We start from the raw sequence: 15,577 nt of genomic DNA on the forward strand, positions 1-15,577 counted from the left end.
TTTTTACCTATCGACGCAAGCCCCCGATAACGCGGGTAAACCGGTATCAGACCGACCTTGACTGGGCTATATCGGCTTTCTAATATTCGTCATCACAGCACTGGTCCGACCAGTCGGAACAGTTGCTGAATTGATCCCGTGACTGAGATTGACGACGAAGGAGAACGGTCGTGTTGAGATTCCTGAATTCGCTGTTTGGCAGGGTAATGATCGCGTTGATCATAGGCATCGTGGTCGGGGCGCTGTTCCCGCACTTCGGACAGTCGCTGAAGCCGCTCGGCGACGGCTTTCTCAAGCTCATCAAGATGGTGATCGGGCCGATCGTGTTCTGCGTCGTCGTGAGCGGCATGGCGAGCGCGGGCGATCTGAAGAAGGTCGGGCGCGTCGGCCTGAAGGCGGTCATCTACTTCGAAATCATGACAACGCTCGCGCTCGTGATCGGCGCGGTTCTCGCGTGGGTGACCCGCCCGGGCGTCGGCATGAACATCGACCTGCATTCGCTCGATGCCGCCTCGCTCACCACCTACACGGAACACGCGAAGAGCCTGAAGGACACCGCCGGCTTCCTGCTGAAGATCATCCCCGACACCGCGATGGACGCCTTCGCGAAGGGCGACATCCTGCAGGTGCTCGTGTTCTCCGTGCTGTTCGGCGCGGCGCTGTCGCTCCTCGGTAACAAGGCGCAGCGCGTGACCGGCCTGATCGACGAGCTGTCGCACGTGTTCTTCCGCATCATGGCGTTCATCATCAAGCTCGCGCCGCTCGGCGTGCTCGGCGCGATTGCGTTCACGACCGGTCAGTACGGCGTGGCGTCGCTCAAGCAACTGGGCCTGCTGGTCGTCGTGTTCTACGCAAGCTGCTTCCTGTTCGTGTTCGTCGTGCTCGGCGTCGTGATGCGTCTCGCCGGCTTCTCGATCTTCAAGCTCGTGCGCTATCTGCGCGAAGAACTGTCGATCGTGCTCGGCACCGCTTCGTCGGACGCCGTGCTGCCGCAGATCATGCGCAAGCTCGAATGGATGGGTGTGAAGGATTCGACCGTCGGCCTCGTGATCCCGACCGGCTATTCGTTCAACCTCGACGGCTTCTCGATCTATCTCACGCTCGCCGTCATCTTCATCGCGCAGGCCACCAACACGCCGCTCTCGCTGCACGACCTGATCGTCGTGGTGCTCGTGTCGCTCGTGACATCGAAGGGCGCGCACGGCATTCCCGGCTCGGCCATCGTGATTCTCGCCGCGACGCTCTCCGCGATTCCCGCAATTCCGGTGCTCGGCCTCGTGCTGATTCTTCCGGTCGACTGGTTCGTCGGCATTGCGCGCGCTGTGACCAACCTGATCGGCAACTGCGTGGCGACGGTGGTCGTCGCCGTGTGGGAAAAGGACATCGACCGGGCGCGTGCGAAACGCGTGCTCGACCAGGACGCCGACTTCCTGTTCGTGCCGGCACCCGCCAACACGAACGTACACACTCAAGAAACGGCGCACGCGCTGTAACGCTCACAACCGACTTTCAAGGAACCGACCATCATGGCAACCCCGATCCTCGACGCCGACGCTCCCGCTTTCACGCGCCGCTACATGAATCTCGCAGATCCGCGGCTGGGCGCCGAAGCGCTCTTCGCGAGCGACGAATTCTTCGCGCCGAAGGAGCGCATGCTCGACCCGCAACCGGCGCAGTTCATCCCCGGCAAGTACGACGACCACGGCAAGTGGATGGACGGCTGGGAAACGCGCCGCAAGCGCACGACGGGCTACGACTTCTGCATCGTCAAGCTGGCGCGGCCGGGCACGATCCGCGGCATCGACATCGACACGAGCCATTTCACCGGCAACTTCCCGCCGGCCGCGTCGATCGAGGCGTGCTTCACCGACAGCACGAACCCGCAGGAAAACGGTGACTGGCGCGAGATCGTCCCGGCGACGACGCTGCAGGGCAATCGCCATCACTACGTCGAGATCGCCGACACGCGCGCCTACACGCACCTGCGCGTGAACATCTATCCGGACGGCGGGATCGCGCGGCTGCGCGTCTACGGGCAGCCGAAGACGGACTTCTCGCGGGTCGCGCGCGGCACGCTGCTCGATCTGGCGGCGATCGAAAACGGCGCCTATCTGGTCGCGGCGAACAACCAGCATTTCGGGCCGGCTTCGCAGATGCTGATGCCGGGACGCGGCGTCAACATGGGCGATGGCTGGGAGACGCGTCGTCGCAGGGAGCCGGGCAACGACTGGGCGATCGTCGCGCTGGCGCATCCGGGCGTGATCCGCGCGATCGAAGTCGATACCGCGCACTTCAAAGGCAATTTCCCGGACCGCTGCTCGTTGCAGGCGGCGCGCGTCGAGGGCGGCACGGACGACTCGCTCGTCACGCAGGCGATGTTCTGGCCGGTGCTGCTGCCCGAGCAGAAGCTGTCGATGGACAACGTGCATCGCTTCGAGAGCGAAGTCGCGGCTCTCGGGCCGGTGACGCACGTGCGTTTCAACATCTTCCCGGACGGCGGCGTGTCGCGGCTGCGCGTGTTCGGCGACATCGAGTAAAGACCATGAAAACGCTGACGCTGGAACCCCTGACGCGCGAGGCGTTCGCGCCTTTCGGCGACGTCATCGAACTGGAAGGCGCGCGCCATTTCCCGATCAATGGCGGTACGACCGAGCGCTTTCACGATCTCGCCAACGTCGATATCGGCGCCGACGAGGGCGGGCGGCCGCTCATCAGTGTGTTTCGCGGGCAGCCGCGACCGCAGCCGGTCGAGATTTCGATGTTGGAGCGCCATCCGCTCGGCAGCCAGGCGTTCCTGCCGTTGCGCGACGTGGCGTATCTGGTCGTCGTGGCGCCCGCGGGCGAATTCGATCCTGCACGGTTGCGCGCCTTCCACACCCAAGGCTGGCAGGGCGTGAACTACGCGCGCGGCGTCTGGCACCATCCGTTGATCGTGCTGGATCGCGAAGGGGATTTCATCGTCGTCGACCGTGGCGGCAGTCAGCCGAATTGCGACGAAATCGATCTGGCCGAACGGCATGTGCTGATCCGCGCGGCGTCGAGCCGCCACGCCGCCTGAAAAAACCGGAGCCGCAAAAGAAACCGCCGCCCTTCGGCAACGATGGGCGGCGGTTTTTTATATCGGAAGCGCTTCAGTGCTTGCGATGCGGACAGTTTTCCTTCGTGCACGCGCCATAAAGCGCGAGTGCGTGTTCGTGCAGCTTGAAACCGCGGTCCTTCGCGATCGCCTGCTGGCGCGCTTCGATCTCGCCGTCGAAAAACTCCTCGACGCGTCCGCAGTCGATGCACACGAGGTGATCGTGATGCGACCCTTCGTTCAGTTCGAAGACGGCCTTGCCCGATTCGAAATTGCTGCGCGAAAGCAACCCGGCCTGCTCGAACTGCGTGAGCACGCGATAAACCGTCGCGAGCCCGATGTCGAGTTCTTCGTGGATCAGGTTGCGATACACGTCTTCGGCCGTCAGGTGGCGCACCGGACTATGCTGAAAAATTTCCAGAATCTTGAGGCGGGGCAGGGTCGCCTTGAGCCCGATATTTTTGAGATCGGCGGGATTGGTCATGGCTAGGCATCCCTAGAGTACAATTCAAGGTTCTCATAGTAATGCGTTTTTACCGTTTCGGTCATCTTCGTGCGAAGTAGAACCGCGGTGGAAGCAGTCAGCGTGGTCTGAAAACGCCTCGCACGCAGGGTGAAATGAAAGGTGAAATGTTGCCAAAATCTTTATCGAATTGCCTGGAGAGCCGTCGTATGCGGGGAACCTTGATCGCTGCCGTATTAGCCACAGCGCTGGCCGGATGTTCCACTTACGACAGCGTCACGCAGCGGATTGCACAGAGCATCACGCCGTATCGAATCACTGTCGTGCAGGGCAATTTCGTTTCGCAGGAAGCGGCGAGCCAGATGCAGGTCGGCATGTCGCGGGATCAGGTGAAGGCGCTGCTCGGCACGCCGCTGCTCACCGACATGTTCCACTCGGACCGCTGGGATTACGTCTTCTATTTCAAGCGCGGATCGACTTCAGTCGTGCAGCAGCGCGACTTCGTCGTCAACTTCGCGAGCGATCGCGTCGTGAGCTGGGCGGGCGGCGAGAACCTGCCGTCGAACCTCGAACTGCTCGCCGAAATCGACGGCGACAAGGGCGTCAAGGTCGCGAAGCTGTCCGCACCCGCGACGGCAACGGCTTCCGCCGCGTCGGGCACGACGGCTGCCGTCACGGCGCCGCCGCCCGACCAGCCGTCGATCCAGCCGGATGCGTCGGCAGCTTTCGCGGGCGACGCGAACCAGCAGGCCGCGCAGGCCGCCAACCGCGCGACGAGCCAGGTGCAGACGCCGACCGGCCGCACGCAGTCGTCGGCGCGGGCGAGCCTGCCGCAGACAGCGGGCGGCGCGCCGGGCGCGGCGGCCACCACGGCCGGCAATTCGCAGATCCAGTTGAAGCGCCAGCCGCAGCCGATCAATATTCCGGACAGCAGCGCGGTCGGTCCGCAAGGTTCGTCGCCGGCGCCTGCGTCCGCGAATGCCGCCGGACAGACGCAGTTCTATGTGCCGCAGCAGGGCGCGCCGAGCAACTGATGCAGGTCGCAGGGCAAGTCATAAAGCGCTTCAATTAGCAGGTCATTCGGGAACGGCGGGCGTGGTCCCGCTGTCTCTCGTCTGGAACCGGCGCGCGACATACCAGACCGGTTTTGTCGCACGTTTCAGCCGGGTCCGGACGCACGTCTCAACCCAGTCACAGCAGACACGCCATGAAAATCGCCATCGCCGGCGCATCGGGCCGCATGGGCCGGATGCTGATCGAAACCGTTCTCAACGATGCCGACGCCCGGCTGGCCGGCGCCCTCGACCGTCCCGGCGCGCCGCAGCTCGGCCAGGACGCGGGTGCGTTCCTCGGCAAGACGACGGGCGTCGTGCTCACCGACGACATCGAGCGCGTTTTCGCGGACGCCGATTTCCTGATCGACTTCACGCGCCCCGAAGGTACGATGCCGCATCTGGAAGCGGCGCTTCGGCACAACGTCAAGATGATCGTCGGCACGACCGGATTCGACGACGCGCAGAAGGCGCAGTTGCGCGCGGCGGGCGAGGAGATCGGCATTGTGCTTGCGCCGAACATGAGCGTCGGCGTGAACGTGACGATGAAGCTGCTCGAATTCGCCGCGAAGCAGTTCGCCGAAGGTTACGACATCGAGATCATCGAAGCGCATCACCGTCACAAGGTCGATGCGCCGTCCGGCACGGCGCTCGCGATGGGCGAAGTGATCGCGGGCGCGCTCGGGCGCGACCTGAAGGACTGCGCCGTCTACGGCCGCGAAGGCGTGACGGGCGAACGCGATCCGTCGACCATCGGTTTTTCCGCGATCCGTGGCGGCGACATCGTCGGCGACCATACGGTGCTCTTCGCGGGCATCGGCGAGCGCATCGAGATCACGCACAAATCGGCGAGCCGTCTTTCGTATGCGCAGGGCGCGCTGCGCGCCGCGCGCTTCCTCGCCGGCCGCGACGCCGGTTTCTTCGACATGCAGGACGTGCTCGGCCTGCGCTGAGCCCTCTCTAGCTGACAATGGCGGACACGGGCGTTATCCACTATCTGCAAAGCGGCGACGGCATCACGCGCGGCGTCGCGCTCGTGCTGCTCGCGATGTCGGTGGCGAGCTGGTGCTTTCTGATCGTCAAGGCGTGGGTGCTCACGCGCGCCAAGCGCCAGGGCCCGCATGCGCTCAAACGGTTCTGGCAGGCGGCAACGCTTGCAGACGGCATCGACGCATTGCGCGCCACCGACCGCGAGCGCGTCTATCTGCCGCTCGCGGAAGCGGCGTGGCATGCGTCGGAGGCTGAAGTGCCAGGCGCGCTGCTCGCGCGCGTCGAGCGCAGCGAGCGCGTGTTGCGGGCGCTGCGTCAGGCACTACTCAGCTCGCAGCGGCGGCTCGAATTCGGGCAGGTGCTGCTCGCGTCGGTTGGAAGTACGGCGCCGTTCGTCGGACTGCTCGGCACGGTGTGGGGCATCTATCACGCGCTCGGCAGCATCGCGGCGAGCGGGCAGGCGATGATCGAAAACGTCGCCGGACCAGTCGGCGAAGCGCTCATCATGACGGCATTCGGCCTCGTGGTCGCGATTCCGGCGGTGCTCGCGTACAACGTGCTCGGGCGGTACGTGCGACAGGTCTCCGAAGAACTCGACGGCTTCGCGCACGATCTGCACGCCTATCTCTGCGGCGGCGTCTGCGTCGACAAGGAGTAACGGCGATGGCATTCGGCGGACTCGAAAAAAAGCCGAACGGCTCGCCGATGGCCGAAATCAACATGACGCCGCTCATTGACGTCATGCTCGTTCTGCTCGTGATCTTCATCATCACGGCGCCGCTTTTCACGCACGCGATCCGGCTCGAACTGCCGAAGGTGTCGTCGCAGGCGGTGCGCGAGGCGCCGGACACGATCACGCTTTCCATCGACGACGCCGGCAAGCTGTACTGGAACGACCAGCCGTTGACGCTCGACGAGATGTGCACTCGCTTCGCGACCGAAGGCAAGCGCGCGGCGCCGCCGGAGATCCATCTGCGGGCGTCGGCGGCGACACGCTACGACGTCATCGCGCAGGTGATGGGCGCTGCGCAGCAGGCGGGGCTCGACAAGATCGGCTTCGTCACGCAGCCGAAAGGCGCGCCGGCTCGCTAGGAGAAGCGCGGCCGCTTCGGCAGCCCGCGAAAGCCCGCCAAACCGCGCCGGGCGAGCCGCCAGCCCCGCCGCCAAGGCCGCGCCGCCGAACGGTATAATCGCCCTTTGCCTGATCGGCGCGTCCGTCACGACCGAAGACTCAAGCCAACAAGCCGATCCCCACGTCACGCGCCAACGCGGCCGGGGCCGGGCCAGATTCCAGCATCAGCCGAACAGCCAACCACACCATGCACGATAAATACGTACCCGCCGACGTCGAATCCGCCGCGCAAAGCGACTGGCGCGCGAAAGACGTCTACCGGTCGACCGAAGCCGCCGACAAGCCCAAGTTCTACTGCGTCTCGATGCTGCCGTATCCGTCGGGCAAGCTGCACATGGGCCACGTGCGCAACTACACGATCAACGACGTGATGTACCGCTATCTGCGGATGAACGGCCACAACACGCTGATGCCGATGGGCTGGGACGCGTTCGGCATGCCCGCGGAGAACGCCGCGATGGCGAACGGCGTGCCGCCCGCCAAGTGGACGTACGACAACATCGCGTACATGAAGAAGCAGATGCAGTCGATGGGCCTCGCGATCGACTGGTCGCGCGAAATCGCCACCTGCTCGCCCGATTACTACAAGTGGAACCAGTGGCTGTTCCTGAAGATGCTGGAAAAGGGCATCGCGTACAAGAAGACCGGCACGGTGAACTGGGACCCGGTCGACCAGACCGTGCTCGCGAACGAGCAGGTCATCGACGGCCGCGGCTGGCGCTCGGGCGCGCTCGTCGAGAAGCGCGAAATCCCGATGTACTACATGCGCATCACGGATTACGCCGATCAACTGCTCGACGACCTCGAAGGCCTCGGCTGGCCCGAGCGCGTGAAGGTGATGCAGCAGAACTGGATCGGCAAGAGCTACGGCGTGAACTTCGGCTTCCCGTATGAAATCGACGGCGAAGCGAAGCTCCTGCGCGTGTTCACCACGCGCGCCGACACGATCATGGGCGTGACCTTCGCCGCGATCGCCGCCGAGCATCCGCTCGCCACGCGCCTCGCGCGGGACAATCCCGCGTTGCAGCCGTTCATCGACGAGTGCAAGCGCGGCGGTGTCGCCGAAGCCGACATGGCGACGATGGAAAAGAAGGGCATGCCGACCGGCTTTTTCATCACGCATCCGCTGACGCAGGACAAGGTCGAGGTGTGGATCGGCAACTACGTGCTGATGAGCTACGGCGAAGGCGCGGTGATGGGCGTGCCGGCGCACGACGAACGCGATTTCGCGTTCGCGAAGAAATACGACCTGCCGATCGGGCAGGTCGTCGCGATGGAAGGCAAGGAGTATTCGACCAGCGCGTGGGAAGAGTGGTACGGCGACAAGACCGGCGGCCGCCTCGTGAACAGCGGCAAGTACGACGGCCTCACGTCGGAAGAAGCCATCGATGCGATCGCCGCCGACCTCAAGTCGGCGGGCTTCGGCGACAAGCAGGTCACGTGGCGTCTGCGCGACTGGGGCATTTCGCGCCAGCGCTACTGGGGCACGCCGATTCCGATTATCCATTGCCCGAGCTGCGGCGACGTGCCGGTGCCGGAACAGGACCTGCCCGTCGTGCTGCCGGAAGACCTCGTGCCGGACGGCACGGGCAATCCGCTCGCAAAGTCCGAAGCGTTCGTCAACTGCGCGTGCCCGAAGTGCGGCGCGGCGGCCAAGCGCGAAACCGACACGATGGACACATTCGTCGATTCGTCGTGGTATTTCTCGCGCTACGCGGCGCCCGACGCGAAGTCGATGGTCGATGAGCGCACCGATTACTGGATGCCGATGGACCAGTACATCGGCGGCATCGAGCACGCCATTCTTCACCTCTTGTATTCGCGCTTCTGGACCAAGGTCATGCGCGACATGGGCCTCGTGAAGTTCGGCGAACCCGCGAAGAACCTGCTCACGCAGGGCATGGTGCTGAACGAAACGTACTACCGCGAAGACGCGGCGGGCAAGAAGACCTGGTACAACCCGCTGGACGTGACGGTTTCGCACGACGACAAGGGCCGTCCGACCGGTGCCGTGCTCCTCGCGGATGGACAGCCGGTGGTGCTGGGCGGCGTCGAGAAGATGTCGAAGTCGAAGAATAATGGCGTCGATCCGCAGACGCTGATCGATCAATACGGCGCCGACACCGCGCGTCTGTTCGTGATGTTCGCGGCGCCGCCGGAGCAGTCGCTCGAATGGTCGGGCACGGGCGTCGAGGGCGCGAGCCGCTTCCTGCGCCGCGTGTGGCAATACGCGCATGGCCAGGCAGATGCGCTCAAGCAGCACGCGAAGCTCGACGTGTCGAAGCTCACCGACGCCGAGCGCGCGCTGCGCCGCGAAATCTACAGCGTGCTCAAGCAAGCCGATTTCGACTACGGCCGGCTGCAGTACAACACGGTCGTGTCGGCGGCGATGAAGATGCTCAACGCCGTCGATGGCGCGAAGGACGCGAGCGCGGGCGTGCTCAACGAGGCATTCGGCGTGCTCTTGCGCGTGCTGTATCCGGTCGTGCCGCACGTCACGTTCCAGTTGTGGTCGGAGCTCGGCTACGCGAAGGAATTCGGCGACCTGCTCGACGCGCCCTGGCCGAAAGTCGACGAAGCCGCGCTCGAACAGGCCGAGATCGAACTCGTGCTGCAGGTGAACGGCAAGGTCCGCGGCTCGCTGACGGTCGCAAAGGACGCGCCGCGCGAAGCCATCGAAAAGGCCGCCGTCGAGCATGAAATGTTCGCGAAGTTCGCCGAAGGCCGTGCACCGAAGAAGGTCGTCGTGGTGCCGGGACGCCTCGTCAACGTGGTCGTCTGAGCCGCAACGAAAAACATGGGAGTGTATGTGAGCCGGAAAGTCGTCGAAGGGAAGGCGTGCGATCAGTCGTCCGAGACACACGCGCAGTCCGGTGTCAGCAGGCGTTCGTTCCTGTCGCTCCTGGGCGGCGCGCTCGCGTTGTCCGCGTGCGGCTTCCAGTTGCGCGGGCAGCAGGACTACGTGTTCAAGCGGCTCGCGATCAACGGCGGCGCGCCGCAGATGGTCGCGCGCCTCGAACGCGTCGTGCAGGGCGGCAGCGACACGGTGATCGTGAGGCCGTCGGAAAAGCCTGAGGCGATCCTGGCGCTCGGCGAGGGCCGTGGGCAGCGCACGCTGAGCCTGAATTCGCAGGGCGTCGTGCAGGAATACGAGCTGATATATTCGCTCAACTATTCGCTCACCGGCGCGGACGGCACCGTGCTGATTCCGCCGAGCGTGATCGCGCTCAACCGGGCGATGACCTACAGCACCCAATACGCGCTCGCGAAGCAGCAGGAAGCGGATCTGCTCTATCGCGACATGCAGAACGATGCGGTCGACCAGCTGACGCGCCGGCTCGCCGTCGTGCGTTCGCTGCATCCTGCGCCGAGCGAGCAGACGCCGGGCATTGCGCCGCGTGCGCCGCTGCCGACGCCGCCGCTCTGAGCAAAGCGCACTCCGCATGCAAATCAAACTCGACGCGCTCGACGCGCATCTCGCCAAAGGCCTCAAAGGCCTGTACGTCGTCTATGGCGACGAGCACCTGCTCGCGCAGGAAGCGTGCGACCGCATCCGTGCGGCGGCGCGCTCGGGCGGGTTCACCGATCGCTCGGTGTTCACGGTCGAGCGCTATTTCGACTGGAGCAGCTTGCTGGGCGCCAGCCAGTCGATGTCGCTCTTTGGCGACCGTCAGCTGGTCGAGTTGCGCATTCCCACCGGCAAACCCGGCAAGGAAGGCGCGGAAGCGCTCAAGACCATCGCCTCTGCCGACAATCCGGACGTCCTCACGCTGATCACGCTGCCGCGTCTCGACTCGGCGACGCAGAAAGCCGCGTGGTTCACCGCGATCACCGGCACGGGCGTCGCGCTGAAGATCGATCCGGTCGAGCGAGCCCAGTTGCCGATGTGGGTCAACCAGCGTCTTTCGCAACAGGGCCAGCGCGTCGCGCCCGGTGAGGAAGGGCGGCGCGCGCTGACGTTCATCGCGGAGCGGGTCGAGGGCAACCTGCTCGCCGCGCACCAGGAAATCCAGAAGCTCGGGCTGCTTTATCCCGAGGGCGTGCTCACGTTCGAACAGATCCACGACGCCGTGCTCAACGTCGCGCGCTACGACGTCTTCAAGCTCAACGAGGCAATGCTGACGGGCGACGTCGGCCGTCTCGCGCGCATGCTCGACGGCCTCAAGGGTGAGGGCGAGGCGGCGGTGCTGGTGCTGTGGGCGCTCGTCGAGGAAGTGCGCACGCTCTTGCGCATCAAGCGCGGCGTCGCGGCGGGCAAGCCGCTCGCTACGCTCCTGCGCGAAAACCGCGTTTGGGGTCCGCGCGAACGGCTGATCGGACCGGCGCTTTCCCGTGTGACCGAAGGCGCGCTGGAAAAGGCGCTCGCGCTCGCGGCGAAGCTCGACCGGCAGGTGAAAGGCCTTTCCGGCAGCACCGGAAAGCGCGGCAGCGAGCCGCCGCCGAATCCGTGGGACGGCATGTTCGAACTCGCGATGACAGTCGCGCATTCGGGCAACCCGGCGCCGGCGCCAGGCCGACCTCGTCGCTGAAACGCGCACCGGCTTAGAATCAGGTTATTGGGCGTCCCGTTTTCTGCGGACGCATTCGGTCCCGCCGCATCGGCACGCCGCCCAGGCGCGCTCGCGTGCAGAGCGCCTCGCAGGCCGGCGGCAAGGATCAGCAAGAAGCAGCAAGAGACCCACGATGAACATCGACGAATACATGACCGATCTCGGCCGCCGCGCGCGTGCCGCGTCCCGCGCGATGGCGCGTGCCACGACGTCCGCGCGCAACGCGGCGCTCGAAGCGGTGGCGAAGGCGATCGAGCGCGAACGCGCCGCGCTGAAAGAGGCGAACGCCCGCGATCTCGCCCGCGCGCGCGACAAGGGCCACGACGCCGCTTTCATCGACCGCCTGACGCTCTCCGACCGTGCGCTGAACACGATGGTCGAGGGCCTGCGCCAAGTGGCGTCGCTGGCCGATCCGATCGGCGAGATCAGCGGCCTCAAATTCCGCCCGACCGGCATTCAGGTGGGCCAGATGCGCGTGCCGCTCGGCGTGATCGGCATCATCTACGAGTCGCGGCCGAACGTGACCATCGACGCCGCCGCGCTGTGCCTGAAATCCGGGAACGCTGCGATCCTGCGCGGCGGCTCCGAGGCGCTCGAATGCAACACCGCGCTCGCGAAGCTGATCGGCGAAGGGTTGGAGGCCGCCGGCCTGCCGCAGGACGCCGTGCAGGTCGTCGAAACGGCGGATCGCGCGGCGGTCGGCAAGCTCATCACGATGACGGATTACGTCGACGTGATCGTGCCGCGCGGTGGCAAAAGCCTGATCGCGCGGCTGATGGAAGAATCGCGCGTGCCGATGATCAAGCATCTCGACGGCATCTGCCACGTCTATGTCGACGACCGCGCCGATCTGGTGAAAACGCTCGCGGTCTGCGAAAACGCGAAGACGCATCGCTACGGCACCTGCAACACGATGGAAACGCTGCTGGTCGCGCGCGGCATCGCGAACGAGGCGTTGCCGGCGCTCGCGCGCATGTTCCAGGCGAAGGAAGTCGAACTGCGCGTCGATCCGGGCGCGCGCGCCGTGCTGGAAGCGGCGCAGATCGGCGGTCTCGTCGATGCGAAAGAGGAAGACTGGCGCACCGAATATCTCGCGCCGGTGCTGGCGGTCAAGGTCGTCGCGACGCTCGACGAAGCCATCGATCACATCAACGAACACGGCTCGCATCACACCGACGCGATTCTCACCGAAGACCACGACCGCGCGATGCGCTTCCTGCGCGAAGTGGATTCGGCGAGCGTGATGGTGAACGCATCGACCCGTTTCGCCGACGGTTTCGAGTTCGGTCTGGGCGCCGAAATCGGCATCTCGAACGACAAGCTCCACGCGCGCGGACCGGTGGGCCTCGAAGGACTGACATCGCTCAAGTACGTGGTGCTCGGCCACGGCGAAGTGCGCCAATAAGAAGGCCACGTATCGATGCTCTGGATCAAATCGCTGCATATCGTGCTGGTGGCTTCGTGGTTTGCGGGGCTTTTTTATCTCCCGCGCATTTTCGTGAATCTTGCGATGGAGAACGACGCGGCCGCCACCGCGCGGCTCTTGCTGATGGCAAGAAAGCTGTTTCGGTTCATGACCTTCATCGCGATACCGGCGCTCGCGTGCGGCCTGTGGCTGTGGCTCGTGGTCGGCATCGGACAGGGACAGGGGTGGCTGCACGCGAAGCTGACGATTGTCGCGCTGCTCATCGTTTATCACGCTTATTGCGGCCGGCTGCTGCATACCTTCCAGCGCGGCGAGAACAAGCGCTCTGACAAGTGGTATCGCATGTTCAACGAACTGCCGGTGCTGGGGCTGCTCGGCGCGACGCTGCTGGTGGTCATCAAGCCTTTCTAGGCTATCTGTCGACGGCAGCCGCCAAAGCAGGCGAAGCGGCTCGCCGTTCATCTCCCAATATGTGTGGCGGATCGCGCAACGCGATCCAAAATCGGACGAACCTCATAGTCATCCGATAACAAACACGGACAATCCCCTCCCGCACTAAAGCCGATTTCGGCCGCGACGCCCGACCGGCTTCGCGCGCCGACCAAACGCAAAAATCCGTGACAGGCGGCGGTGCATTCGCCGCGCACGCGCAGGGACAAATTTTGTCTCCGGTCGGCAAAATTCGTCACAGCAATTTACTTCGATAACCTGATTAATTGCGATTAAGAGGCTTCCTATACGTCGCCTGAAAGGCGCTGCGGATAATTCGCTTCCCGTACACGACGGGTCGTCTTGAACAAATGGGAATGCGAAGAAAATCGGGAGAAGAGGCGAACGATTCGGGTGGCAGAGGAATCGGAAAGACTGCTTCGATCGACGCATCAACCGTACTCCGTGCCGGGGCGTCAGCCGAGGCATCAGTGCACAACCGCGTAGCAACACTTCATGAAAAACGATGCCCCGGGCGCCGACTTGTCCGCCCAACCGGCTTTGAACGAACAGGCCCTGACGCCTGCCCGAAAAGTCGACGACACCTTGCTGAAGAGCCTCATCTGGATGGCGGCTCATCACGGCAAGCCGGTTAGCGAGGCCGCGCTGATCGCGGGCCTGCCCGCCGGCCGCTTCATGTTGCCCAAGCAGGCGCAGATCGCGATGGAGCAGGCCGGCTTCGCGGCGGGCGTCGTCGAGCGACTCGTGCATGAAGTGTCGCCGATGCTCCTGCCCGTGATTCTTTTTCGCAAGGACCACGGCGGCTGCATTCTGCTCGGGACCGCGCCGGACAAGGTCAAGGTGCAGAAGAGCCAGGCCGATGCCAAGGGCAGGACGGAAGACGAATACGAGACGGCATATCGGCTGATCCTGCCCGAAGTCGGGCCGCAGGTCGTCACGATGGGCGCGTCGAAGGTCAAGGAGTTCTACACAGGCTTTGCGATGCTCGTGAAGCCGCTCGCCAAGGTCGATGCCCGCGCGGGCGTCCCCTCCGACGACGGCAATGGCCACCAGTTGCAGTCTGGACTGGGCGACGTCGCTCGCAAGTCGTACGGCGGCATCGCGGCAGCCACGGCGCTGACGATGATCCCGGACGTCGACGCGAACAAGACGTTGTCGGTCGGTATCGTCGGCGGCACGTACCGCGGTTATGCGGCAACGGCCATCGGCGGCACGGCACGTATCACGCAAAACCTGAAGGTGCGCGTGGGTGCTGGCCGGAGTTCCAGCGGCACGACGGTCGGCGCAGGCGCTGCGTACCGGTGGTAAGCCCATAGTCGAACGGCCAGCCAGCAGCGCACTCCGGTGCGCTGCTTCTGGCGGCCGGTCCGGCCCGGCGGTCGATTCGCGAGAGTCGGCCGTGACGGACGGATCGGCGCTATCTCAAGCGATTCAAAACAAAGCGGGCTCTTCTTCGGAAGAGCCCGCTTTGTTTTGTGCACGTCATTCGCAGATTGGCGCGCACATCGGCCGGGCCGAAGCGCGGCTCTCACCTCGTCACGCCAGGCATCCATCAACTCCCCACGCGCCGTTTCTCCAGCACGTCCTTCGCCTGCGCGAGTTTCTCCGCCAGTTGCGGCCCGCGCGCGAGCGCGACGCCCACCGCCAGAATGTCGCCGATCGCGAGATGCGACACACGCGACGTCATCGGCGAAAAAATATCGGTGTCTTCATCGACATTGGCAAACAATCCGACGCTCGCCATGCGCGCAAGCGGCGAATTACCGTGCGTGATCGCGATCACCCGCGCGCCGCCCGCGAGCGCCGACTTGCAGGCGTCGAGGATATCCTTGGTGCGCCCCGTGTTCGAAATCGCGACGACGACATCCCCCGCGCCGAGCAGCGCCGCCGAAGTCGTGTACGTGTGAGGGTCGGAATACGCCACCGACGGCACGCCGAGCCGGAAAAACTTGTGCTGCACGTCGAGCGCGGCAATGCCCGATCCGCCCGCGCCGTAGAATTCGATGCGGCGCGCGTCGGCGAGCAACGTGATCGCCGCGGCGACGCTGTCCGTCGATAAGCCGTTGCGCACCTGGATCAGCGCGCCGATCGTCCGGTCGAGCACTTTCGCGGCGACGCCGGACACGGGCTCGTCGGTTCGCACGTCGCGATAGACCGTGGGCACATCTCCTGCGACGCTCTGAGCCAGCCGGATCTTGAATTCGCGAAAGCCGGAAAAGCCGAGCGCCCGGCAAAAGCGCGCGATGGTCGGCTGGCTCACGCCGACGCGCGCGGCAAAGTCGGTCATCGCAAGATCGAGCACTTCGCGCGGCGCTTCCAAAACGTAGTCGGCGAGCTTGCGCTCGGACGGGCGCAATTGTTCGCGCATTGCTTCGACTTGGGACAGCAACATCGGGAATCTCGCCTATGCTGGAAATTGCGTGGACTATAGCTGATTA

General features: G+C 64.7%; 14 protein-coding genes and 1 pseudogene. 13 read left to right on the plus strand and 2 right to left on the minus strand.

All coding sequences use genetic code 11. The features are described from left to right. The first annotated feature begins 170 nt into the window (after positions 1-170). From AWB81_RS03815 to AWB81_RS03825, 3 genes are read left to right on the plus strand one after another with little or no spacing between them, the layout of a single operon-like run. Positions 171-1,493 (plus strand): C4-dicarboxylate transporter DctA, encoded by a 1,323-nt coding sequence (locus AWB81_RS03815; RefSeq protein WP_062632571.1) that lies wholly within the window; start codon positions 171-173, stop codon positions 1,491-1,493. Between the two features lie 33 nt (positions 1,494-1,526). After that, on the plus strand, positions 1,527-2,537 hold the full coding sequence (gene alc, locus AWB81_RS03820) for an allantoicase (protein WP_062632572.1): 1,011 nt from the start codon (positions 1,527-1,529) through the stop codon (positions 2,535-2,537). Positions 2,538-2,542: 5 nt separating this feature from the next. Further along, positions 2,543-3,058, plus strand: a complete 516-nt coding sequence (locus AWB81_RS03825; RefSeq protein WP_062632573.1) for an ureidoglycolate lyase — start codon at positions 2,543-2,545, stop codon at positions 3,056-3,058. A gap of 73 nt (positions 3,059-3,131) precedes the next feature. Here the strand turns inward: AWB81_RS03825 and fur are convergent, their stop codons facing one another. Continuing rightward, the gene (gene fur / locus AWB81_RS03830; protein ID WP_062632574.1) at positions 3,132-3,560 is read right to left on the minus strand and encodes a ferric iron uptake transcriptional regulator; all 429 of its coding nucleotides are present in this window, start codon (positions 3,558-3,560) and stop codon (positions 3,132-3,134) included. Positions 3,561-3,748: 188 nt separating this feature from the next. Here fur and AWB81_RS03835 point away from each other — a divergent pair, with 188 nt between their 5' ends. The 10 genes and pseudogenes from AWB81_RS03835 to AWB81_RS46770 form a co-directional block, all read left to right on the plus strand. Further along, positions 3,749-4,573: an outer membrane protein assembly factor BamE gene (locus tag AWB81_RS03835; protein ID WP_062632575.1), complete on the plus strand. Its 825-nt coding sequence runs from the start codon at positions 3,749-3,751 to the stop codon at positions 4,571-4,573. Between the two features lie 173 nt (positions 4,574-4,746). Further along, positions 4,747-5,544 carry a 4-hydroxy-tetrahydrodipicolinate reductase gene (dapB, locus tag AWB81_RS03840; RefSeq protein ID WP_062632576.1) on the plus strand — a complete coding sequence of 266 codons (798 nt, stop codon included), beginning with the start codon at positions 4,747-4,749 and terminating at the stop codon, positions 5,542-5,544. A gap of 17 nt (positions 5,545-5,561) precedes the next feature. Continuing rightward, positions 5,562-6,239 carry a MotA/TolQ/ExbB proton channel family protein gene (locus tag AWB81_RS03845; RefSeq protein ID WP_062632577.1) on the plus strand — a complete coding sequence of 226 codons (678 nt, stop codon included), beginning with the start codon at positions 5,562-5,564 and terminating at the stop codon, positions 6,237-6,239. Positions 6,240-6,244: 5 nt separating this feature from the next. Next, positions 6,245-6,673, plus strand: coding sequence for an ExbD/TolR family protein (locus AWB81_RS03850; RefSeq protein WP_062632578.1), 429 nt, complete (start codon positions 6,245-6,247; stop codon positions 6,671-6,673). Positions 6,674-6,900: 227 nt separating this feature from the next. Continuing rightward, entirely contained in the window at positions 6,901-9,495 is a 2,595-nt protein-coding gene (gene leuS / locus AWB81_RS03855) for a leucine--tRNA ligase (RefSeq protein WP_062632579.1), read from the plus strand. A gap of 111 nt (positions 9,496-9,606) precedes the next feature. Further along, positions 9,607-10,140 (plus strand): LPS-assembly lipoprotein LptE, encoded by a 534-nt coding sequence (locus tag AWB81_RS03860; protein WP_062632636.1) that lies wholly within the window; start codon positions 9,607-9,609, stop codon positions 10,138-10,140. 16 nt (positions 10,141-10,156) lie between these two features. Beyond that, positions 10,157-11,242: a DNA polymerase III subunit delta gene (gene holA / locus AWB81_RS03865; RefSeq protein ID WP_062632580.1), complete on the plus strand. Its 1,086-nt coding sequence runs from the start codon at positions 10,157-10,159 to the stop codon at positions 11,240-11,242. A 154-nt stretch (positions 11,243-11,396) separates the two neighbouring features. Continuing rightward, positions 11,397-12,668, plus strand: a complete 1,272-nt coding sequence (locus tag AWB81_RS03870; RefSeq protein ID WP_062632581.1) for a glutamate-5-semialdehyde dehydrogenase — start codon at positions 11,397-11,399, stop codon at positions 12,666-12,668. Between the two features lie 15 nt (positions 12,669-12,683). Continuing rightward, positions 12,684-13,100 carry a CopD family protein gene (locus tag AWB81_RS03875; RefSeq protein ID WP_062632582.1) on the plus strand — a complete coding sequence of 139 codons (417 nt, stop codon included), beginning with the start codon at positions 12,684-12,686 and terminating at the stop codon, positions 13,098-13,100. A 1,110-nt stretch (positions 13,101-14,210) separates the two neighbouring features. Then, a pseudogene (locus AWB81_RS46770) lies at positions 14,211-14,447 on the plus strand (YadA C-terminal domain-containing protein); the annotation flags it as partial. A gap of 244 nt (positions 14,448-14,691) precedes the next feature. Here AWB81_RS46770 and AWB81_RS03885 read toward each other — a convergent pair. Next, a complete protein-coding gene (locus AWB81_RS03885) occupies positions 14,692-15,531 on the minus strand; it encodes a MurR/RpiR family transcriptional regulator (protein ID WP_062632583.1) in 840 nt (279 codons plus the stop codon). Positions 15,532-15,577: the final 46 nt, after the last annotated feature.

It is taken from the genome of Caballeronia arationis (assembly GCF_001544975.2).
Lineage (GTDB): Bacteria > Pseudomonadota > Gammaproteobacteria > Burkholderiales > Burkholderiaceae > Caballeronia > Caballeronia arationis.

Excerpts from the sequence above, each read along its gene's own strand:
- AWB81_RS03875 (WP_062632582.1), top strand. The coding sequence starts at position 12,684 with ATGCTCTGGATCAAATCGCTGCATATCGTGCTGGTGGCTTCGTGGTTT.
- fur (WP_062632574.1), bottom strand. The coding sequence starts at position 3,560 with ATGACCAATCCCGCCGATCTCAAAAATATCGGGCTCAAGGCGACCCTG.
- AWB81_RS03825 (WP_062632573.1), top strand. The coding sequence starts at position 2,543 with ATGAAAACGCTGACGCTGGAACCCCTGACGCGCGAGGCGTTCGCGCCT.
- AWB81_RS03850 (WP_062632578.1), top strand. The coding sequence starts at position 6,245 with ATGGCATTCGGCGGACTCGAAAAAAAGCCGAACGGCTCGCCGATGGCC.
- alc (WP_062632572.1), top strand. The coding sequence starts at position 1,527 with ATGGCAACCCCGATCCTCGACGCCGACGCTCCCGCTTTCACGCGCCGC.
- AWB81_RS03845 (WP_062632577.1), top strand. The coding sequence starts at position 5,562 with ATGGCGGACACGGGCGTTATCCACTATCTGCAAAGCGGCGACGGCATC.
- AWB81_RS03835 (WP_062632575.1), top strand. The coding sequence starts at position 3,749 with ATGCGGGGAACCTTGATCGCTGCCGTATTAGCCACAGCGCTGGCCGGA.
- AWB81_RS03870 (WP_062632581.1), top strand. The coding sequence starts at position 11,397 with ATGAACATCGACGAATACATGACCGATCTCGGCCGCCGCGCGCGTGCC.
- AWB81_RS03885 (WP_062632583.1), bottom strand. The coding sequence starts at position 15,531 with ATGTTGCTGTCCCAAGTCGAAGCAATGCGCGAACAATTGCGCCCGTCC.
- dapB (WP_062632576.1), top strand. The coding sequence starts at position 4,747 with ATGAAAATCGCCATCGCCGGCGCATCGGGCCGCATGGGCCGGATGCTG.
- leuS (WP_062632579.1), top strand. The coding sequence starts at position 6,901 with ATGCACGATAAATACGTACCCGCCGACGTCGAATCCGCCGCGCAAAGC.
- holA (WP_062632580.1), top strand. The coding sequence starts at position 10,157 with ATGCAAATCAAACTCGACGCGCTCGACGCGCATCTCGCCAAAGGCCTC.